This window comes from Nocardioides bruguierae, from assembly GCF_023554635.1.
In the GTDB taxonomy this organism is placed as follows: Bacteria; Actinomycetota; Actinomycetes; order Propionibacteriales; family Nocardioidaceae; genus Nocardioides; species Nocardioides bruguierae.
This window is the reverse complement of record NZ_JAMJPH010000017.1, coordinates 16277-36534: the sequence shown is the minus strand read 5'-3', so window position 1 is coordinate 36534 and position 20258 is coordinate 16277. Positions and strand designations below refer to the sequence as shown.

Genomic DNA, 20258 nt, shown 5'->3' with positions numbered 1-20258 from the left:
TCACTGGCCGGTCATGACCCCCACGCTCTCGCGCCGGAACCCCGGGAACACCGTGGCTGTCGAGGCCGCGGTGCGTGCCGCGACCACCTCGGCGAGCACCGAGCGGTAGTCGGTGGTGACGCTCAGGTCGGCGTTCACGCCAGTCGCCAGCCCCGGCCAGGAGCCGTGGTACTGCCCGCCGCGGACCCCGGCGCCGGCCACCAGCATCACGTTGCCCCAGCCGTGGTCGAAGCCGCGGTTGGCGTTCTCGGCGACCCGCCGGCCGAACTCGGAGATGGTCACGAGCGTGACCCGGGAGGCCGCGTCCCCGAGGTCGGTGAAGAACGCGGCGATGCTCGCGGCGAGGTCGCGGGCGTTGTTGACCATCCAGCCGCTGCTGGAGGAGCCGATGTCGGTGTGCATGTCCCAGTTGCCCGAGTCGACGGTGAACACCGAGGAGCCGACGTCGGCGCGCACCGTGCGCGAGACGATCGCCAGCGCCCGACCCAGCGAGCTGTTGGGGAACGTGGCGGTGGTGGAGACGTCCTTGACCGCCTGGAAGTCCGAGGCCGCGGTGAGCGCGGCGCTCATGCCGTCGCGCATGGCGGCCGGGCCGGGCACGCTGCCCTTCCAGGCCTGACGCAGGGAGCCGAACCGCGGGTCGCTGTTGCTCAGGCTGGAGGCGCCGCTGACCTTCACGCCGTTGACGTCGCCCACGGTCATCGTGGGCTCGGGCCCGACCATGGCGAGCGGGCGGCCGCCGACCGAGAGGCCCTGGAGCGGCGAGGTGAGGGCGTCGGTGCCCAGGAGCCGGTTCAGCCAGCCGACCCGGGCGGCGGACCCGGGGTCGGCGTCCTCGATCTCCTCCATGGCGGAGAAGTGCGAGCGGTTGGCCACGGGCAGGCCGGCGGCGTGGACGGCGGCCAGCGACCCGGCGTCCCAGAGGCCCTGGAGCGCGCTCATGGACGGGTGGAACCCGAACATCGCGTCCTTCATCAGGAGCCGGTCGGCCGCGACGCCGGTGTTCGGCCTGGCGTCGTAGTAGCTCTGGTCGCCGTGCGGGACGACCATCGACAGCCCGTCGGAGCCGCCGCGCAGGGAGACGACGACGATCGCGTGGTCGCTGGTCTCGGCGGCGGCCGCGATCGGGGCCTGGCTGACGACGGCGCCGCCGACGCTGAGCGAGAGCCCGCCGAGCGCCGCGCCGCGCAGCAGCCCGCGGCGCGAGGTGGCCAGGCCGGGCAGCGCGACGCCCTCGGGGCAGCCGCAGGGGCGGGAGTCGGGCCCGGGGGTGCCGGGGAAGTCGGGGGAGCCGAGGTGCTGGGTGTCCGTGGTCATCGCGCGTAGTGCTCCGGGGAGTCGAGGAGGGCGGCGAGCATGGCGTTGAGGCGGTAGCGGACGACGATCGAGTCGGCGTTCAGCGACTCGTCCACGTCGCTGACCTGGGCGGCGGTGGCCATGGCGGTCAGGAGCCGGGCGTTGAGCGGGCGGTAGAGCAGCTCGCGGCACATGCGCTCGCAGATCTGGCGGAACGTCGCGGGCAGCGCCGGCAGCCAGGAGTCGGGCGTGCGGTAGACGGTGTCCTGGGTCGGGTACCAGCGGTTGGCGACGCTCCAGTGCGCCGAGACCGAGGCCAGGGCCCGCAGGGGAGTGGCGTAGTAGTCGGCCGTGAGCGGGGCGCCGTTCGGGGCCGGCCAGGAGCCGGTGGACAGGCCGAGGCTGCCCGTCCACGAGCGCAGGACGCCGGTGCCGGAGTTGCCGTCCACGTGACCGGTCACCTTCATCCGCAGCGCGCGGAAGGTCGCCAGCAGGTCCTCGTCCACCGTGCGGAGCTTCTCGTCCACGGAGCCACGGAACTGCTTGCTGCGCACCAGGGTGCGCAGCACCGGGGCGATCCGGGTGTCGGCGTCGAGGTAGACCTTGGCCAGCTGCGTCACGAGGGTGCGCGGCGGGTCGTCGGAGACGAACGCCGTGGCCAGCTTGGTGGCCAGGTGCCGCGCGGTGTCGGGGTGGTGAGCCAGGTAGTGCAGGTACTGGCGGGTCACGGCACGGCCGTCGCTGCTGCGGTTGGCGCTGCGGAACGAGCCGACCCGCACCGCGCCGGTGGCGTGGTACTCCGGCACGTAGAGGCGCTGCCAGGTGTCGTTGATGTCGACCCGCCAGCCGGTGAGGATCGCGGCGGAGCTCTTCACGTCGCGCTCGCTGTAGTGGCCGACGCCGACCGTGTGCAGCTCGAGCAGCTCGCGGCCGAGGTTCTCGTTGGGCGCGATCTTGGTGGAGATCGCCGCGTCCAGGTAGCAGAGCATCGCGGGGTGCAGGGTGGCCTCGGCGAGCATCTGGTCGAAGCGTCCGAGGGCGTGCTTGCGGATGAGGCGTGCGTAGCTGGGCCGCCACACGAAGTGCCCGTCCGTGGTCAGCGGCACGTGCAGGTGGTTCTCCCAGAAGGCGGTCATCACCTCGAGCAGCTGGCGGTGGGAGAGCAGCCGCTTGGCCATCACCCACTGGCCGTGCTCGTAGTACATGTCCCAGTTCGACTTGGTGCCGTCGCGGTAGCGCATCCACTGGTCCAGCGGCGTGCGGCGCAGGTCGGGCCACCAGCGGTCGGCGCGCGAGCCCGGGCCGTCCTTGATCCGCGCCGGCGCGAGCTGGGCGTCGAACCAGGCCAGGTGCTTGCCGCCGGCCACGGCGCGGGCCAGCCCGGGGGTGATGCCCCAGCTGAAGCGGTTGAGGACGTGGCGGCCCGCCGCCGAGGGCAGGGCGACCGGTCGCGCGCTGGTGCTCGCGGTCACCGCGGTGCTCGACTCCTTCGCGGCGTAGGGGGCGAGCGTCTCGTCGGTGGTGCGGCCGGAGATCGTGGCGAGGCCGGCGTCGGGTGCGTCCGGCTGCGTGCGGTCCTGCGTCTGGTCCGAGTACTGGTCCACGGCGGGGAGCTCCAGCGGGGTCGTGGTGCGCGGGACGGCCCCGTGCTCCTGTCGTAGGAGATGGTCCGGTCCACCGAATACCCCCGGGGGCCTTTGACGGACCTTCATGGTTTCTTCACAGCCGAGCCGTCCCCTTACTCCGGGTGAGGCATGCGTCCCGGGCGTGCGGCACACTCCGCGCATGCCGGTCCGCAGTCTCGGGCGACCGGGCCCGACGCCCTCCCGTTCCTCCCGCTCGCGCGTGCGGCCCCTGGCCCGCCGCGTCCTGACGCCGGCCGTGGCCTCCGTCCTCGGGGTCACCCTCGTCGTCGGTGCCCTCGCGGGCGCCGTCGGAGCCGTCGGCACCGTCGGCCTGGCGGGCACCGCCCAGGCCGCGGGCACCACGCCGGCCGACCCCTCGGACTCCACGAGCCCCAGCGACCCGCCCGCGGTCGTGGCCACCACGCTGGTGCTCGAGCCGGGCTCGGCGCGTGCCGGCATCCGCAAGGCCGTGCGCCTCACGCTCACCGACGCCGACGGGCCGGTGGCCGGGGCGAGCGTGCTGGTCGAGCGCCGTACCGCCGATGGCTGGTCCCGGGTCGCCGAGGTGACCACCGGGGCCCAGGGGCACGCCTCGGCCAGGGTCGCCGTCGCCAAGGACCCGGCGCGCAACCGCGTGCGTGCGACCTTCGCCGGCGACGAGACCCACGAGGCCTCGAGCGAGGCCGGGAGGATCGCGCTCGTGCGCCAGGAGTCCCGGGTGCGGGTCTCCGGCCCCGGCACGGTGGTGGACGGACGCCGGGTGATCGTCCGGGTCCGCCTCGTGACCCGCCAGGGCGCACCGCTCGTCTCGTGGGTGCGCCTCCAGCGGCGCGTCGACGGACGCTGGCGCAACCGCGCGGCGCTGCGCACGAACGCCGACGGGATCGCCTCGGTGAAGGTCTCCCCGCGCAGCGACTCGCGCTGGCGGGCGGTCGTGCTCCGCCGTCCCTGGATCGCGCGGAACACCAGCCCCGTGCACACCATCGACAACCTGCCCCCGGGCACCCGCGTGCGGCTGCCCGCCGCCGCGCCCGAGCCGCGGCGCGACCTGCCGCGCCAGCGGCGGGCCGTGGGCAAGGGCGCGAACCCCAAGGTGACCCGCATCCCGGAGAAGATCTGGGCGAGCATGGTGGGCAACAGCTGGCACTACGGCTGCCCGGTCGGCCGCCCGCAGCTGCGCCTGCTGCGGATCAACTACTGGGGCTACGACGGCTACCGCTACCGCGGCACGCTCGTGGCCAACGCCGACGTCATCGGCCAGATGGCGGCGGCCCTGGCGCAGATGTACCGCAACGAGCTGCCGATCCGCTCCATGTACCGGGTCGACCGGTTCGGCTGGAGCAGCCGGGTGCAGGGCGCGGACGACTACGCCTCCATGGCCGCCGGCAACACCTCGGCCTTCAACTGCCGGCACGTGGTCGGTCGCCCCGGCGTCACCTCGCCGCACGCCTACGGTCGCGCGCTCGACGTGAACACGTGGGAGAACCCGTTCCGCTCCAGCAACGGCCTCGTGCCCAACTCCTGGTGGCAGTACCACAGCCACCCGCGCGTGGCCTGGCGCTCGTCCTCCCACGAGGTCGTGAAGATCATGGCGCGCCACGGCCTGGCCTGGACGTACGGGCTCTCGGACACCCAGCACTTCGACGCCTACCCCTCGGGCGGACGACGCTCCGACGCGGCCTGGCCGAGCCTGCCGCGGGTCTGCAGCGTCGAGGTCTGTGACTGACCCGGCGCCCGGCCGGGCGCGCGACTGCGTCTTCTGCGCCATCGCGGCGGGGGAGGCGGACGCCGACGTGGTGCTGGCCACCGACGACCTGGTGGCGTTCCTGGATCGCCGCCCCGTCTTCCCGGGCCACGTGCTCCTGGTGCCCCGACGGCACGTCGGCACCCTGCCGGACCTGCCGGCGGACCTGCGCGACCCGTTCCTGGCCGCCGCGCAACGGATCGCCACAGCCGTCGTCGACGGGCTCGGCGCGCAGGGCTCGTGGGTGTCGATCAACAACACCGTGAGCCAGTCCGTGCCGCACCTGCACCTGCACGTCGTCCCGCGCACCAAGGGCGACGGCCTCAAGGGCTTCTTCTGGCCCCGCCGCGGCTACGCGGACGACGCCGCCCGGGCCGGGACCGCGGAGCGGCTGCGCGCCGCGCTGGAGACCTGAGCCACCTACCCTGGAGCCGTGAACGACAGGCTCCCGGTCGCACCGCAGCGCCGCCGGCACCTCATGGACCCGGCCGCCCCGCAGCGCGACACCATCAACTCCGCGGGCATCACCCGGGTGCAGACGTGGGTGCTCTCCATCCTGGCGGTCTCCACGATCCTGCACCTGGCGATCGCGGTGCTGCTGGCCGCCTGGCTGGCCGGCCCTGACCACCTCGTCTCGCAGCTGGGGCTGACCGTCATCTCCGGGGCCTTCGGCGTGATCGCGTTCGCCGTGGGGCGGCTGATCCACCGGGCGCCCGTCGTGAGCCCCGTGCTGCTCCTCGGGCTGCTGCCGATCCCCGTCGGCCTGGTGTGGTTCCTGCTGCTCTGAGCAGCACACTCAGGCGCGACGGGGAGCGGCGCTCCGCTCAGCCGTGCGAGAACGTCACTGTCGGCAGGAGCCGGTCGAGCCAGCGGGGCACGTACCAGGCGGCGCGACCCGTCAGGCGGAGCAGCACGGGCAGCAGCACGAGCCGGACGAGGAAGGCGTCGAGCAGCACCGCGGTGCCGAGCACGATGCCCATCTCCTTGGGCGGCAGCGGCCCGGCCAGGGCGAAGGTGAAGAACACCGCGACCATGACCGCTCCCGCGGCAAAGATGACCCGGCCCGAGTGCGCCACGGCGCCGATCATGGCCTCACGCGGGTCGCCGGAGCGCTCGTAGTGCTCCTTGGCCGAGGCCAGCAGGAACACGGTGTAGTCCATCGCGATCGCGAAGATCATCGCGAAGAAGAACACCGGGGCCCAGGCGTCCAGGAAGCCCTGGGACTCGAACCCCATCAGGTCGGTGCCCCAGCCGTCCTGGAAGACGAGGCGGGCCACGCCGAACGCCGCGGCGGTCGACAGCAGGCTCACCAGGGTGCCGAGCAGCGAGATCAGCGGCGCCCGCAGCGCGATCAGGAGCAGCACGAAGCCGAGCGCCAGGACGACGCCGATCACCAGCGGCGTCGAGGTGTCGAGCTGGTCCTTGAGGTCGAGGTTCTCCACCGCGGCCCCGCCGACGAGGGCGGAGCCGGGCAGGTCGGTGCGCAGCCGGTCGACGGTGTCGCCCAGCGTCGGGTCGGAGGGGTCGACCGTCGGCACGGCCTGGACGAGGACGAGGCCGGAGTCGTCCGAGGCGGGCTGGGCAGGCATGACGCCGGCGATGCCGTCGTCCTCGCCCAGGACCTCGGCGACCGCGTCGGCGTCCGCCTCGTCGGCGACGACCTGCAGGGTGCCGGGCGCGCCGTCACCGAAGGCGTCCTGCACGACGTCGTACCCGACGCGGGCGGAGGCGTCCTCGGGGAGCACGGCGATGGAGGGCATCGCGGTGCGCAGGCCGAGCACCGGGGCGGCCAGGGCCACGAGGACGACGAGCGCGACTGCGCCCCAGGCGACCGGGCGGCGCCACAGTCGCTCACCCCAGGCGGCGAAGGCGGGGGAGCGGTGCTCGCCGGCCTTCACCCACGGCAAGGACAGCTTGTTGATGCGGTGGTCGAGCTTGTGCAGGACCAGCGGCAGCAACGTCAACGTGGCCGCCAGGATGAAGACGACCGCCAGCATGATGCCGCCCGCCATCGAGCGGAACGCCGGGCTCGGCACGAGCATCACCGCCGAGAGCGAGACCAGCACGGTGATGCCCGAGAGCAGCACGGCCTTGCCGGCGGTGTCCATGGTCTCGGCGATCGCCTGGTCGCGCGTCGCGCCGTTGCCGAAGCGCGCGCCGCGGTAGCGCACGACGAGGAAGAGGGCGTAGTCGATGCCCAGCGCGAGGGCGAACATCATCGCGAAGTTCATCGCCCAGATGGAGACCGGGACCAGCTCGTTGATGAGCACCAGGGAGCCGGCGGAGGCGACGAGGCCGGCGAGGGTCAGGATCAGCGGCAGGCCCGCGGCGACGAGGGCGCCGAAGGCGAGGACGAGGATGCCCAGCGTGACCGGCCAGGACAGCATCTCCGAGCGGAGCATCGCCTCGAGGTTGGCCTCGTTGAAGTCCGACCACAGCTGCGAGGAGCCGGTCGGGTAGACCCGCACGGAGCCGGTGGAGAGCTCCTGGAGCTCCTCGGTCAGGTCGCCGGCGACCTTCACCATCTCGTTGGTGTCCACGCCGGCGCCGGCGAGGACGATGGCGGTGCTGCCGTCCTGGCTCAGCGTGGCCCCGGGCTGCGGGGCGATCACGTCGCCCAGGCGGGGCTCGGCCTCGAGCACGGCGGTCACCTCGGAGAGGACCTCCGCCCCGGTGCCGGTGGTGACGTCCCCGCCCTCGTCGTCGTGGACGACGACCTGGAGCGCGGAGGAGGCGTTGCCGCCGAAGTGCTCGACGGCCAGCTCGCGGGCGGCGACGCCCTCGGAGCCCTCGGCCTGCCAGCCGGCGCCGGAGAGCTCGGCCTCCACGCGCGGGGCGAAGGCACCGAGGACGACGACGAGGAGCAGCCACGCGGCGCCGACCGCCCGGCCGTGGTGGCTCACGGCGAGGCCGAGGCGGCCGAGCAGCCCCGGCGTCCCGGTCAGCGTGCTCGGGTCGTGGTCGCCCCGCTGCGAGGGCGAGCGGTGCGGTGCGGCTTCGGTCCGGCCTCCGGCGGACCGGTCGGGCCGGCCGCCAGGGAGCTGGGTCGAGGTCATGAGGGGAGGTCTCCTCCGTGCTCGGGGGTGGCCCCCACCTCGGCCTGCATCGGCAGGCTTCTAACCGGGTGGGGGGGTCTGGTTGAACGGGCAACCTAACCCCCAGGGGGGTTATTTCTCCACGTGTCGACGGGGCGAGACGGGTCACACCCAAATGACCGGACAAAAAAGTTCCAGGATGTACGGACAAATAACCCCGGCAGGGGTTATGGTGATGTCACCGGCCGCCGATGAGAAGGCTGGTCCCACTGACGCCCGACCCTCGCCCGAGATGCCCCTGGGAGGCACCCGTGAGCTCCACCGCCCCGGCCACGCAGCAGCCCCGTCGCAAGCACCTGATGGACCCGAACGCGCCGCAGCGCGACACCATCAACAGCCCCGGCATCAGCAAGGTCCAGACCTGGGTGATGTCCACCCTCGTCGTCTCCAGCATCCTGCACATGGCGGCCGGCGTCCTCGTCGCCGCGTGGTTCATGGACGACTCCCAGGTGGTCGCCCGCGTCGGTCTCTCGGTCATCGCCGGCGCCTTCGGCGTCCTGGCGGTGATGGGTGGCCTCGCCATCCACAAGCGGCCGGTGCTGACCTGGTGGAACCTGCTCGGGCTGATCCCGATGGCCGTCGGGTTCGCGCTCTTCCTCTGACCGCCTGCGCCCTGCGCCCTGCGCCCCGCGTCGGCGTGGGGCCGGTCACGCACCGCCGGGGCGCCGGTGCCCTAGGGTCCGCGTCGAGGCCACCTGAGGTGGCCGCCCACCGGCAGCAACGACGCAGCAGGAGCGACCCATGACCGACCAGTCCACCCCCACCGAGGCCACCTACGAGGGGCGCTACGCCGGACGGTCGGTGCTCGTCACCGGCGCCGCCCGCGGCATCGGTCTCGCCACGGCCACCCGGTTCGCCCGCGAGGGGGCCTCGGTCGCGATCGTCGACCTCGACGCGGGCGAGGCCGAGCGGGCTGCCGCGTCCCTGCCCCTGGTCGAGGGTGCGAGCGCCGTCGGCCTGGCCTGCGACGTGGCCGACACTGCCGCGGCGGCGGCGGCCGTGCAGGGGGCCGTGGACGCCCTCGGCGGGCTGCACGTGCTGGTCAACAACGCCGGCGTCACCCGCGACAACCTGCTGTTCAAGATGAGCGAGGCGGACTGGGACACCGTCATCGGCGTCCACCTGCGCGGCGCCTTCGCCATGAGCCAGGCCGCCCAGAAGGTGTTCGTGCCCCAGGCCTACGGGCGGATCGTGAACCTCTCCTCGACCTCCGCCCTCGGCAACCGCGGCCAGGCCAACTACAGCGCCGCCAAGATGGGCCTCCAGGGCTTCACCCGCACCCTCGCCCTCGAGCTCGGCCCCTACGGCATCACCTGCAACGCGGTCGCGCCCGGCTTCGTGGTCACCGAGATGACCGACGCCACCGCCGCCCGGCTCAAGATGGACGTCGGCGAGTTCCGTCGCCGCTCCGCCGAGCTGACCGCCGTGAAGCGGATCGGCCAGCCCTCCGACATCGCCCAGGCCATCACCTACCTGGCCTCCGAGGACGCCTCCTTCGTCACCGGGCAGACCCTCTACGTCGACGGCGGGATGACGCTGGGCTGACTCCCGGGCTGACTCCTGGGCCGACTCCTGGCCTGGGCTGTCTCCTCGGCCTGCCGAGACTCGCGGGGGCGGGCGTGACCTCCCGACACCCCCGGGAGTTGCACACTGGACGACGGTCCACCCACCCTCCTGGGTGGGTGACCCGGCCCCGTGCCCGCCCGTCCTTCCCCGTCACCTCGCCGCAAGGAGCCCCGACACCGTGCGACCCACCCGTGCCCTGACCCGCCGCGGCACCGCCGCCCTGGCGGCCCTGGCCAGCACCTCCTGCCTGTTCCTGGCCGCCTGCTCGGGCGACGAGGACACCCCGGCGGCCGACCCGACCTCGTCGTCCTCGGCCCCCGCCGAGCAGGACGTGGCCGAGGGCACCACGCTCGACGCCACCTGGCCCCTGACCGGCCTCACCGTGAGGAACGGCACCGCGGACAAGAAGTACCCGGTGATGGTCACGAAGATCGACAACACCTCGTCCTCGGCCCCGCAGCGCGGCCTGGGCTCGGCCGACATGGTCGTGGAGGAGCTGGTCGAGGGCGGCTACACCCGCCTCGCCGTCTTCTTCTACTCCACGATGCCCGACCTGGTGGGGCCCGTGCGGTCCATGCGCGCCAGCGACATCGGCATCGTCGGCCCGGCCGACGCGAACGTCGTCACCTCGGGCGCCGCGAACGTGACCATCAACCGGATCGACAAGGCCGGCATCACCTGGTTCACCGAGGGCGACAAGGGCTTCTTCCGCGACTCCGCGCGCTACTCGCCCTACAACCTCATGGACCGCCTCGACGAGACCGTCACCCTCGCGCGCACCGACAAGGCCGCCCGCCCGGACGACTACCTGCCGTTCGGCGAGATGAAGGAGAACCCGAAGGGCGCCAAGGCCGTCGGGCTCGCCGCCGGGTTCGGCACCCACGTGACCCAGTGGTCCTACTCCTCGCAGTCGCGCACGTACAGCAACGTCAACGGCTACGCCGCCGACGGTGACGAGTTCGACGCCGACTCGGTGCTGGTGCTCCGGGTCCAGGTCGGCGACGCCGGCTACCGGGACCCGGCCGGCAACTACGTCCCCGAGACGAAGTTCACCGGCACCGGTCAGGCGATGCTGTTCCACGGTGGTCGCGTCGTGCGCGGCACGTGGAACAAGAAGAGCCTGGAGTCGAACCTGACGCTCAGCACGGGCCAGGGCAAGAAGAAGCGGGACCTGGTGGTGCCCGCCGGCCACACCTGGATCGAGCTCGTGCCCGCCGACACCGGCAGCGTGAGCATCACCGCCAAGCGCTGAGTCCGCAGGGCCCGCGCTCGTCGGGGGCGCCCGGGGGCTCAGCCCCGGGTGTCCTCGTCGTCGACGAGCGCCTGGAGGCCGGCGATGATCAGCCCGATCGCAGCCTCCACCCGGCCGGCCGCCGCCTCGGGGTCCGCCGAGGTCGTGACGGCCTCGCCCGCCGAGGAGAGCGCGCCGAAGAAGATCCGCGCGAAGGTCGCCAGCATCTCCTCGTCCTCGGCCCAGGAGGCCTGGAGGCCGCGCTCGCTGCTCAGCACCGCCCGCACGATGTCGGTCACGCAGGCGAAGGTGGAGCGCTCCTCGGACTCCCGGAACCGCTCGTAGCCGAGCACGGCCGGGCCGTCCTGCACGACGATGCGCCGGTACTCCGGTTCCTGGACGACGGTGAGGAACGCGGCCAGGCCGGCACGCGCCTTGTCCCACGGGTCGTCCTCGGCGTCCAGCGCGGCCGTGATCCTCTCGGCCGCCCGCGTCTCGACCGCGTCGAAGGCCTCCGCGAAGACCGCGGCCTTGCCGGCGAAGTGGTGGTAGAGCGCGCCCTTGGTCACCTCGGCCGCCGCGACCACCGCGTCGAGGGACGTGGCGCCGTACCCCTGCTCGGTGAAGAGCCGGGTCGCCTCGTCCACGAGCGCCTGCCGGGTGGCCGCCGAGTACTGCTGGCGGCGCGAGCGGCGGGAGCGGGGCTCCTCCTCGGTTCTGCTGCGGGGCACCGACCCATCCTAGGGACGCCCCCGCCGCGGCCCCGGAGGCGGTGACGACGTGTCCGGGCTCACGGTGCCTCTCCGTTGCATACCGGGAGTACGTCTCCGTACTTTGGGTACGTACTCAGAGTATGTGAGTACCTCTCCATCCCCCTGAGGAGCACCGATGACCGCCACCAGCCACCGCCGCGGAGAGATCCTCCGCGCCGTCATCGCCGCCGCCGACCACCGCTGCGACGGCCTGCTGCCCACCGACGTGCCCGGCGTCCGCGCCGCCACCCACCCGGCCTTCGCCGACGACCTCGACCTGCTGGGCGCCCTCCAGCTGCGCTGGCACGCCCGGCTCGCCGGCCGGATCGAGCGCGAGCAGTCCGCCGGCCGCAGCGCGGGCCACCGCACGCTGGCCGACGCCGTCGTCGCCGCCTGGCGCGCCACCGCCGACGAGATGCCCGGCGTCCGCCTCGTCCTCGACCGCGCGGCCACCGCGCCGACCGACGAGCGCACCGCCGCCGCCTTCGCCCGCGCCCGGGCCAAGGAGCACGCCACCCTCGCCGTCGCCGCCGGCCTGGCCGGCACCTCCGACGCCGAGGACCCCCGTGCCCTCGCCGCGGGGGAGCGCCTGGAGGAGGCGGCCCGTCTCGGCTGGACGCCGGCGCCCCGCCGTCCCGTGGGGCAGCGCCGCACCCTCGTCGACCGGCTCCGGGCGGTCCTCGCGGCGTGAGGCTCGTCGCTGGTCGCGACCCCGGCCGGGGTGCACACTGAACCCATGGACTCCACGGGCGTGCCGGGTGCGGGGATGCTGCTGCTCGCCGCGCCCGACCTGCTCGACCCGAACTTCGCCGAGACCGTCGTGCTGCTGCTCGACGCCGACGACGAGGGTGCTCTCGGCGTGGTGCTGAACCGGCCCACGTCGGTGCCCGTCGACGAGGTGCTCGGCGGCTGGGGCGACGTGGTCGCCTCGCCCGAGGTGCTGTTCGCCGGCGGACCGGTCGGTCGCGACGGGGCCCTGGCGCTCGGGGTCGTGCCGTCGGGGCCCGACCACGGGCCGGTCGGCTTCCGCTCGGTCGTCGGCCGTGTCGGCCTGCTCGACCTCGACACCCCGCTGGAGCTGGTCACCGGCGGCCTGGACGGCCTGCGGATCTTCGCCGGCTACGCGGGCTGGGGCCCCGGCCAGCTGGAGGCGGAGCTCGAGGAGGGCAGCTGGTTCCTCGTCCCTGCCGAGGACGAGGACGTGTGCCGCGCCAGCACCGACGGGCTGTGGCGCGAGGTGCTCAGGCGCCAGCCCGGGGACCTCGCCTGGCACTCCACCCGGCCCGCCGACCCCGAGCTCAACTGAGCCCCTCCTGCGCTCCACCCTGGACTCCACCCTGGACCCCGCCGGGCCTCCCGACCGCCCGCCCGGGCTGACCTGCGCGGCAGTCGACGAGGCCCGCCTCACCCCCGCCGCGGGGCGGGGGAGCGGCCCGTCCTGACGTACAGTGACGCCCGTGAGCACCTTCGGATTCGGGCCCGGGACGTCGGTCGACGAGCGGGTCGAGCAGGACCGCTCGACCCTGCCCACCGACGCGGGCGACCACGAGCGGTTCAGCCACTACGTGGACAAGGACAAGCTCACCGAGGCCATGGTCAACGGCACCCCCGTCGTGGCGCTGTGCGGCAAGGTGTGGGTCCCCAGCCGCTCCCCGGAGCAGTACCCGGTCTGTCCCGAGTGCAAGGAGGTCTGGGAGGAGCTCCAGGGCGACGGGGGCTCCGACGGCGACGGCGGGGGCTCCTCCGAGTGACTCCGCAGACCCCCGACCCGGAGTCGGGCCCGTCGCTGACCCCTGCCCTCACCCCCGCGTTCCCGCACCGTGCGGCGTGGGGCACCGCGCCCTCGCTGCGTGCCTGGCAGCAGGCCGCGATGTCGAAGTACTTCGACGAGCTGCCCAAGGACTTCCTGGCGGTCGCGACGCCGGGCGCCGGCAAGACGACGTTCGCCCTGTCGGTGGCCTCCGAGCTGCTGGGCCGCCGTCAGATCGACCGCGTCATCGTCGTGGCGCCCACCGACCACCTCAAGACCCAGTGGGCCGAGGCCGCCGACCGCGCCGGCATCCCGCTGGACCCGAGCTTCTCCGCCGGCAAGGGTCGCACCTCCGGCGACTTCGTCGGCGTGGCCGTCACCTACGCGGGCGTCGCGGTGAACCCGCTGGCCATGCGCATCCGCACCGAGCGGTTCAAGACGCTGGTCATCCTCGACGAGGTGCACCACGCCGGTGACGCCCTGAGCTGGGGCGAGGGCGTGCGCGAGGCCTTCGAGCCCGCCGCCCGCCGGCTCTGCCTCACCGGCACCCCGTTCCGCTCGGACGTGAACCCCATCCCGTTCGTCTCCTACGTCGAGGGCGAGGACGGCATCCCGCGCTCGGCCGCCGACTACGCCTACGGCTACGCGGACGCCCTGGCCGACCACGTCGTCCGCCCGGTGCTGTTCCTGGCCTACTCGGGCGCCATGTCGTGGCGCACCCGCGCCGGCGACGAGATCGAGGCGCGGCTGGGCGAGCCGCTGACCAAGGACCTGGTCAACCAGGCGCTGCGCACCGCGCTGGACCCGAAGGGCTCGTGGATCCCGTCGGTGCTGGCCGCCGCGGACAAGCGCCTCTCCGAGGTCCGCCGGCACGTGCCGGACGCCGGTGGCCTGGTGATCGCCACCGACCAGGAGTCGGCGCGCGCCTACGCCAAGACGCTGCGGGCGATCACCGGCGAGGCCGCCACGGTCGTGCTGTCGGACGACCCCACCTCGTCGAAGAAGATCAGCCAGTTCAGCGCGGACGACTCGCGCTGGATGGTCGCGGTCCGCATGGTGTCCGAGGGCGTCGACGTGCCCCGCCTCGCGGTGGGCGTGTGGGCCACGACGACCTCGACGCCGCTGTTCTTCGCCCAGGCGGTCGGCCGCTTCGTCCGCGCCCGGACCCGGGGCGAGGTCGCCAGCGTCTTCCTGCCGTCGGTGCCGAACCTGCTCGGCTTCGCCTCCGAGCTGGAGCTCCAGCGCGACCACGTGCTGGGCAAGAAGATCCGCGACGAGGACGACATCTTCGCCGCCGAGGACCAGCTGATGGCCGAGGCGAACGCGAGCGAGTCGGCCTCCGACGACCTCGAGGGCAGCTTCGAGGCGATCGGCTCGGAGGCGAGCTTCGACCACGCGCTCTTCGACGGCGCGCAGTTCGGCCACGAGGGCGAGGTCAAGGTCGGCTCCGAGGAGGAGATGGACTTCCTCGGCATCCCCGGCCTGCTCGAGCCCGACCAGATGCGCGAGCTGCTGCACAAGCGGCAGAACGACCGGATGCGCCAGACCCGCTCGAGCCGCGAGGCGACCCGGGCCGCGGCCGCCGAGGCGCAGGCCCGGACGGCGGCGGCCGCCGACGACCTCGCGGACGTGGCCACCCACGAGCAGCTGGCGGTGCTGCGGCGCGAGCTCAACGGTCTGGTGGGCGCCTGGTACCACCGCACCGGTCAGCCGCACGGCGTCACCCACGCCGCGCTGCGGCGCGAGTGCGGCGGGCCCGCGGCGGCGGTGGCCAACGCCGACCAGCTGCGCAAGCGGATCGACCGCGTGCGCGCCTGGGCCTCGGGTCAGACCGGCTGAGGCAGACCGGCTGAGCCTGCCCCGGCCCGCCCCAGACGGCCTGACACCTGTCGCTACCGTCCGGTATCCGAGGGTGGTCTCGGGGTTACCGGTCGCTCATCGTGACCGCTCTCTCAGCGTGTCCGCGGTCGATGCGTGGGGTCGGGACCCGATCAGTCCCTAGAATGGCTCTCATGTCCGCCGAGACCTCGCAGACCCTCGACCGCGGCCTGCGGGTCCTCTCCGTGCTGGCCTCCTCCGCGGGCGGCCTCACCGTGACCGAGCTGGCCGGCCAGCTCGGGGTCAACCGCACCGTCGTGTACCGGCTCGTCAGCACGCTGGAGCAGCACGCGCTGGTGCGCCGCGACGTGAAGGGCCGGCTGCACGTCGGCCTCGGCGTCCTGCACCTCGCGGGCGCCGTGCAGCCGGTGCTGCGCGACCTCGCGATGCCCGTCCTGCGCCAGCTCGCGGAGGACACCGGGTGCACCGCCCACCTCACGGTCGTCGAGAACGAGGAGGCGCTGGCCCTCGCGGTCGTCGAGCCGTCCTGGACCGACTTCCACGTCTCCTACCGCGTCGGCACCCGGCACCCGCTCTCCAGCGGTGCCGCCGGCAAGGCGGTGCTGCTCGGTCGCACCCAGCGCGACGAGATGACCTACGTCCTCACCAAGGGCGAGCTGCGCACCGGTGCCCGCGGCCTGGCCGCCCCGCTGCGCGACGTCGAGGGCATGGAGGCCTCCGTCGGCATCGTCACCCTCGGTGACCTCGACGAGTTCCGCGTGGCCGAGCAGGTCGTGGCCGCGGCCGCCGAGGTCTCCCGCCAGCTCGCCGGCTCCCCGGTCTGAGCCCGAGCCCGGACCGGGGAGGTCGGCGTCAGTCCAGGTCGCCGACGAGCACGGCCTCGGCCTCCGCGGAGGAGCCGACCTCGCTGTGCGGGGTGCGGCCCTCGACGGTGCGGCGGCCGGCGAGCAGCACGAGCGTGCCGATGAGCACCGCGACCGCGCCGAACACGAACGGGGCGTGGCTGCTGACGTCCTCGGAGAGCTTCAGCGCGACGTAGGGGCCGACCGCGCCGCCGCAGAAGCGCAGGAACGAGTAGGCGGACGAGGCGATCGGCCGCTCGACCGGCGCCGCGCCCATGACGGCCTCCGTGACGAGGGTGTTGTTGATGCCGATGAAGGCGCCCGAGAGCACGATGCCCACGATCACCACCACGGTGTGCGAGGTGAAGACGGCCAGCATGAGCAGGTCGAGGGCGAACAGGAACAGCATCGTGATGATGGCGGGCACGGTGCCCAGCGCGCGCTGCACCAGCGGGGCCACGGCCACCGAGGTGAAGGCGAGCAGGAGGCCCCAGCCGAAGAAGATCCAGCCGGTCTCGAGGATGCTGGCGGTCGGCAGCGCGAACGGGCCGGCGGCCAGGATCGTGAAGAAGCCGATGTTGTAGAAGATCGCCGTGATGCCGATCAGCAGCAGGCTGCGGTGGCGCAGGGCGCGCAGCGGGTCGAGCGGGGTCGTGCGGCGGCCCGTCGGCGGGGTCTTCGGCAGCAGGAAGGACGTCGCCAGCAGGCCGATCACCATGAGGATCGCGACGCCGTAGAACGGGCCGCGCCAGCTGATCTGGCCGAGCAGGCCGCCGATGAGCGGGCCGGAGGCGATGCCGATGCCGAGGGCAGCCTCGAACAGGATGATCGCCTGCCCGGTGGAGCCGCGCGCGGCCATCACGATGGTGGAGAGGGCCGTGGCCACGAAGAGGGCGTTGCCCAGGCCCCAGCCGGCGCGGAAGCCGACGATCTGACCGACGGTGTCGGAGGAGCCGGCCAGCGCGGAGAAGACGATGATGAGGACGAGACCCGCCATGAGCGTGCGCTTCGGCCCGATCCGGCTGGAGACCGCGCCCGTCACCAGCATCGCGATGCCCATGATGGCCATGTAGCTGGTGAACATCAGCGAGACCTGGCTGGCAGAGGCGTCCAGCTGGGCGGCGATGTCCTTGAGGATCGGGTCGACGAGCCCGATGCCCATGAACGCGATGACGCAGGCGAACGCGACCGCCCACACGGCGCGCGGCTGGTCCAGGTAGGCGCGCAGGCCGGTGTGCTGCGGGGGCGAAGCGTTCTCGGCCGAGGCGCTCTCAGGGGGCGTGTGCTGGGCTGGTGTGTGCTGGGAGGTCACAGCTGTCCTTCCTCGGTGAGGTCGCGGAGCACCGCGACGGTGGTGGCGACGTCTCGGGCGTCGTGGCCCGCGCGGCTCAGGGCCCGGGCCAGATGGGCGGCGTTGCGCTGCCGTCCCTCGGCCAGGGCTGCGCGCCCGCCGTCCGTGAGCCGGACGAGGCTGACGCGCGCGTCGTGCGGGTCCGGGGTCTTCGTGGCCCAGCCGCGCTCGACGAGGCCGGTGACGGTCCCCGACATCGTGGGCTGGGCGCAGTGGTCGAGCGCGGCCAGCCGGGAGACGCCGAGCCCCGGGCTGCCGGTCGCCTCCTGCTGGTCCAGGATCGAGAGGACGCGGAAGCCGGGCGGCAGGTCCTGGGCGGCGCGGATGCGGCGGACGAGGCGTGCGGCGTGCACGGCCAGGTCGCCGGCGAGCGGGGTCAGCCCGGCGACGTCCTCGCGCTCCTGAATATCGTTGACCACATCAACCGTTTTACAGAGGTTGCCTATGGGTCGTCCAGTCCGCTGGGATGTGAGCGTGGCTACCTACGTGGCGTTCCTGCGCGCGATCAACCTCGGTGCGACCCGGAAGTTCCCGAAGGCCGACATCGTGCGCACCACGAGCGAGGCCGGCTTCGAGGGTGTCGAGACCTACATCAACACCGGCAACGTCCGGCTGACGACGGCGATGCGCTCGCGCCTGCGGATCGAGGCCGCGCTCGAGAAGGCCTACGCCGCCGACCGCGGCTTCGAGGTGCCCACGATCGTGTTCACCCCCGGCGAGCTGGCGGAGGTCGACGCCGCCGCCCGGGCCGTCGAGCACGACGGCAAGCACTACGTGGCGCTCCTGCGCGACCTCCCGGACGAGGCGGGGCTGGCGGCCCTGCGTGCGCGCTGCGCCCCGGGGGAGCGGATGGAGGTCGGGGGCCGGGCCCTGCACTGGCTCGTGGGCGCCGACGGCGTGCACGGCACGAAGATCACCAACAACCTGATCGAGCGGCTGCTGGGCACGGTGGCCACCACGCGCAACCCGACGGTGATCGCGGAGATCTGCTCGCGCTGGGGCTGAGCGGGCTGCCGTCGTCCGGCGAAAGGTGCCTGAGGCAACAATCTTGACGGAATCGTTGCCCTCCGTTCGCCGCCGCTGTCGCCGGGCTGGGGTAGGAAGGACGACGCTGTCTCGTCCGTTCTCGGGAGGAACCCCATGACCCAGCGTGAAACCACCACGCCCGCCACCAACCCCACCTCTGCGTCCACCTCTGCGCCCACCTCGGCTGCCGCTCCCCGTGGCGCCTCGCGCCGCGGACTCCTCGGTGGCGCCGCCGCCGTGACCGCCGCCGGCGCGCTGGTCACCGGGCAGACCACCCCGGCCTCGGCCCTGCCGGGCACCTCCCGACGCGGCCCGAACCGGGCCCGCCTCACCGTGCTCGGCACCACCGACCTGCACGGCAACGTCTTCAACTGGAACTACTTCAAGGACGCGGAGTACGACGACTCCTCGCACCGCGACATCGGCCTGGCGAAGGTGCGCACGCTCGTGGAGCAGGTGCGCCACCTGCGCGACGGCGCGGGCGAGGGCTCCCTGACGATCGACGCGGGCGACACCATCCAGGGCACCCCGCTGGCCTACTACTACGCCCGGGTCGAGCCGATCGGCGGCGACGTCGTGCACCCGATGGCGACGGCGATGAACCTCGTCGGCTACGACGCCGCCGCGCTGGGCAACCACGAGTTCAACTACGGGATCGACACCCTGCGCACCTTCGAGTCGCAGCTCGACTTCCCGCTGCTGGGCGCCAACGCGGTGGACGCCGACACGGGCCTGCCCGCCTTCAAGCCGTACGTGATCCGCCGCGTCGACGTGGGTCGCGGGCGCAAGGTCAAGGTCGGCATCCTCGGCCTGACCAACCCCGGCATCGCGCTGTGGGACAAGGCCAACGTCGAGGGCCGGATGGAGTTCCCCGGGCTGGTGCCGACCGCCCGCAGGTGGGTGCGCGAGCTGCGCAAGGAGAAGAAGTGCGACGTCGTCATCGTCTCCGCGCACTCCGGTGCCGACACGTCCTCCTCCTACGGTGACACCCTGCCCGCGGTGGAGAACGCCGCGACGCTGGTCGCCCGCCGGGTCGGCGGGATCGACGCGATCCTGGTGGGCCACGCGCACCAGGAGATCGCCGAGCGCTTCGTCACCAACAAGCACACCGGCAAGAAGGTGCTGCTGACCGAGCCCCTGTACTGGGGCATGCGGCTCTCCGTCATCGACCTGGAGCTGCGCAAGACCAAGAACCGACGCGGCCGCACCACCGGGTGGGAGGTCGTCGACGTCTCCTCGCGCCTGCTGGACTCCGCCGACGCCGTGGCGGACGAGGAGGTCCTCGCCGCCGTCCAGGCCAACCACGACACCGTGGTCGACTACGTGAACTCGGTGGTCGGCACCTCCAGCGAGGAGCTGCTCGCGGCCCGGGCCGTGGTCGAGGACGTCCCGATCATCGACTTCGTGAACTACGTCCAGGCCGACACGGTCGCGGCGGCGCTCGCCGAGGACGGCGTGGACCTGCCGGTGCTCTCCATCGCCGCACCGTTCAGCCGGTCGGCGTCCTTCCCGGCCGGCGACGTGACCGTGCGCGACGTGGCCGGGCTCTACATCTACGACAACACGCTGCTGGCGGTGAAGGTGACCGGCGCCCAGGTCAAGGACTACCTGGAGTACTCGGCGCGGTACTTCCAGGAGGTCACGACCACGGGTCCCGTGCCCATGGACGACGTCACCAACGCCGTCACCGCCACCGCGCCCAACGGGACGCCGGACTACAACTACGACGCGGTCGCGGGCCTGCCCGGCTCGGAGCTGACCTACGACATCGACCTGGCGCAGCCGGTGGGGTCGCGGATCACGAACCTCGCCTACGCGGGCTCGCCGGTCGACGAGGCGGCCGAGTTCGCGCTGGCGGTGAACAACTACCGCCAGTCCGGTGGCGGCGGGTTCCCCCACGTCTCGACCGCCGAGGTCGTCTACAACCGCCAGGTGGAGATCCGCCAGCTGCTCATCGACTGGGTCTCCGCGAACGGCACCATCGACCCGGCCGCGTTCGCCTCCGTCGACTGGCGCCTCGTCACGAACGGGGAGCCCATCACCGTCGAGTGAGTGTCGTGGGGGGGCGCGGGCGCGGCCCCCCCCCGGCGGGGGCGGGGGGGGGGGGGGGGGGGGCGCCGCCCCCCCCCCCCCCCCCCCCC

General features: G+C 73.2%; 19 protein-coding genes. 13 read left to right on the top strand and 6 right to left on the bottom strand.

Features of this window, described 5'->3' with window-relative positions; translation table 11 throughout:
- Together M8316_RS09515 and M8316_RS09510 are read right to left on the bottom strand one after the other, a co-directional pair.
- Positions 1–1317 carry a DUF1501 domain-containing protein gene (locus M8316_RS09515; protein ID WP_250054057.1) on the bottom strand — a complete coding sequence of 439 codons (1317 nt, stop codon included), beginning with the start codon at positions 1315–1317 and terminating at the stop codon, positions 1–3.
- Positions 1314–2900 carry a DUF1800 domain-containing protein gene (locus tag M8316_RS09510; protein ID WP_250054055.1) on the bottom strand — a complete coding sequence of 529 codons (1587 nt, stop codon included), beginning with the start codon at positions 2898–2900 and terminating at the stop codon, positions 1314–1316. Before M8316_RS09510 ends, M8316_RS09515 begins: the two co-directional genes overlap by 4 nt.
- 181 nt (positions 2901–3081) lie before the next feature.
- On the opposite strand from M8316_RS09510, the gene M8316_RS09505 reads away from it, so the two are divergent.
- Genes M8316_RS09505 through M8316_RS09495 form a run of 3 tightly spaced genes read left to right on the top strand, consistent with a single transcriptional unit; the run spans position 3082 to position 5452 of the window.
- A complete protein-coding gene (locus M8316_RS09505) occupies positions 3082–4647 on the top strand; it encodes a M15 family metallopeptidase (protein ID WP_250054054.1) in 1566 nt (521 codons plus the stop codon).
- Positions 4640–5080, top strand: a complete 441-nt coding sequence (locus M8316_RS09500; protein WP_250054052.1) for an HIT family protein — start codon at positions 4640–4642, stop codon at positions 5078–5080. Before M8316_RS09505 ends, M8316_RS09500 begins: the two co-directional genes overlap by 8 nt.
- 18 nt (positions 5081–5098) lie before the next feature.
- On the top strand, positions 5099–5452 hold the full coding sequence (locus M8316_RS09495; RefSeq protein ID WP_250054050.1) for a hypothetical protein: 354 nt from the start codon (positions 5099–5101) through the stop codon (positions 5450–5452).
- 37 nt (positions 5453–5489) lie between these two features.
- On the opposite strand, the gene M8316_RS09490 is transcribed toward M8316_RS09495, so the two are convergent.
- Positions 5490–7721, bottom strand: coding sequence for an MMPL family transporter (locus M8316_RS09490; protein ID WP_250054049.1), 2232 nt, complete (start codon positions 7719–7721; stop codon positions 5490–5492).
- A gap of 290 nt (positions 7722–8011) precedes the next feature.
- On the opposite strand from M8316_RS09490, the gene M8316_RS09485 reads away from it, so the two are divergent.
- The 3 genes from M8316_RS09485 to M8316_RS09475 all read left to right on the top strand — a co-directional run bounded on the left by M8316_RS09485 (position 8012) and on the right by M8316_RS09475 (position 10578).
- Positions 8012–8362 (top strand): hypothetical protein, encoded by a 351-nt coding sequence (locus M8316_RS09485; protein WP_250054047.1) that lies wholly within the window; start codon positions 8012–8014, stop codon positions 8360–8362.
- A gap of 139 nt (positions 8363–8501) precedes the next feature.
- Positions 8502–9305, top strand: a complete 804-nt coding sequence (locus M8316_RS09480; protein WP_250054045.1) for an SDR family NAD(P)-dependent oxidoreductase — start codon at positions 8502–8504, stop codon at positions 9303–9305.
- A gap of 199 nt (positions 9306–9504) precedes the next feature.
- Positions 9505–10578 carry a DUF3048 domain-containing protein gene (locus M8316_RS09475; protein WP_250054043.1) on the top strand — a complete coding sequence of 358 codons (1074 nt, stop codon included), beginning with the start codon at positions 9505–9507 and terminating at the stop codon, positions 10576–10578.
- Positions 10579–10616: 38 nt separating this feature from the next.
- Here the strand turns inward: M8316_RS09475 and M8316_RS09470 are convergent, their stop codons facing one another.
- Positions 10617–11288 carry a TetR/AcrR family transcriptional regulator gene (locus M8316_RS09470; protein ID WP_250054041.1) on the bottom strand — a complete coding sequence of 224 codons (672 nt, stop codon included), beginning with the start codon at positions 11286–11288 and terminating at the stop codon, positions 10617–10619.
- 157 nt (positions 11289–11445) lie between these two features.
- On the opposite strand from M8316_RS09470, the gene M8316_RS09465 reads away from it, so the two are divergent.
- The 5 genes from M8316_RS09465 to M8316_RS09445 all read left to right on the top strand — a co-directional run bounded on the left by M8316_RS09465 (position 11446) and on the right by M8316_RS09445 (position 15722).
- Positions 11446–12000 (top strand): hypothetical protein, encoded by a 555-nt coding sequence (locus tag M8316_RS09465; RefSeq protein ID WP_250054039.1) that lies wholly within the window; start codon positions 11446–11448, stop codon positions 11998–12000.
- Between the two features lie 45 nt (positions 12001–12045).
- Positions 12046–12615, top strand: coding sequence for a YqgE/AlgH family protein (locus M8316_RS09460; RefSeq protein WP_250054038.1), 570 nt, complete (start codon positions 12046–12048; stop codon positions 12613–12615).
- Positions 12616–12766: 151 nt separating this feature from the next.
- Positions 12767–13060: a DUF3039 domain-containing protein gene (locus M8316_RS09455; RefSeq protein ID WP_250054036.1), complete on the top strand. Its 294-nt coding sequence runs from the start codon at positions 12767–12769 to the stop codon at positions 13058–13060.
- Positions 13061–13179: 119 nt separating this feature from the next.
- A complete protein-coding gene (locus tag M8316_RS09450; protein WP_250054073.1) occupies positions 13180–14898 on the top strand; it encodes a DEAD/DEAH box helicase in 1719 nt (572 codons plus the stop codon).
- Between the two features lie 173 nt (positions 14899–15071).
- The gene (locus tag M8316_RS09445; RefSeq protein ID WP_250054035.1) at positions 15072–15722 is read left to right on the top strand and encodes an IclR family transcriptional regulator; all 651 of its coding nucleotides are present in this window, start codon (positions 15072–15074) and stop codon (positions 15720–15722) included.
- A 28-nt stretch (positions 15723–15750) separates the two neighbouring features.
- On the opposite strand, the gene M8316_RS09440 is transcribed toward M8316_RS09445, so the two are convergent.
- Both M8316_RS09440 and M8316_RS09435 read right to left on the bottom strand, forming a co-directional pair.
- The gene (locus M8316_RS09440; RefSeq protein ID WP_250054034.1) at positions 15751–17052 is read right to left on the bottom strand and encodes an MFS transporter; all 1302 of its coding nucleotides are present in this window, start codon (positions 17050–17052) and stop codon (positions 15751–15753) included.
- Positions 17049–17510: a MarR family winged helix-turn-helix transcriptional regulator gene (locus tag M8316_RS09435; RefSeq protein WP_250054033.1), complete on the bottom strand. Its 462-nt coding sequence runs from the start codon at positions 17508–17510 to the stop codon at positions 17049–17051. Before M8316_RS09435 ends, M8316_RS09440 begins: the two co-directional genes overlap by 4 nt.
- A 55-nt stretch (positions 17511–17565) precedes the next feature.
- Between M8316_RS09435 and M8316_RS09430 the strand changes: the two genes are divergently transcribed.
- Together M8316_RS09430 and M8316_RS09425 are read left to right on the top strand one after the other, a co-directional pair.
- Positions 17566–18096, top strand: coding sequence for a DUF1697 domain-containing protein (locus M8316_RS09430; protein WP_250054032.1), 531 nt, complete (start codon positions 17566–17568; stop codon positions 18094–18096).
- Between the two features lie 135 nt (positions 18097–18231).
- Positions 18232–20169 (top strand): bifunctional metallophosphatase/5'-nucleotidase, encoded by a 1938-nt coding sequence (locus M8316_RS09425; RefSeq protein ID WP_250054031.1) that lies wholly within the window; start codon positions 18232–18234, stop codon positions 20167–20169.
- The last annotated feature ends 89 nt before the right edge of the window (positions 20170–20258 follow it).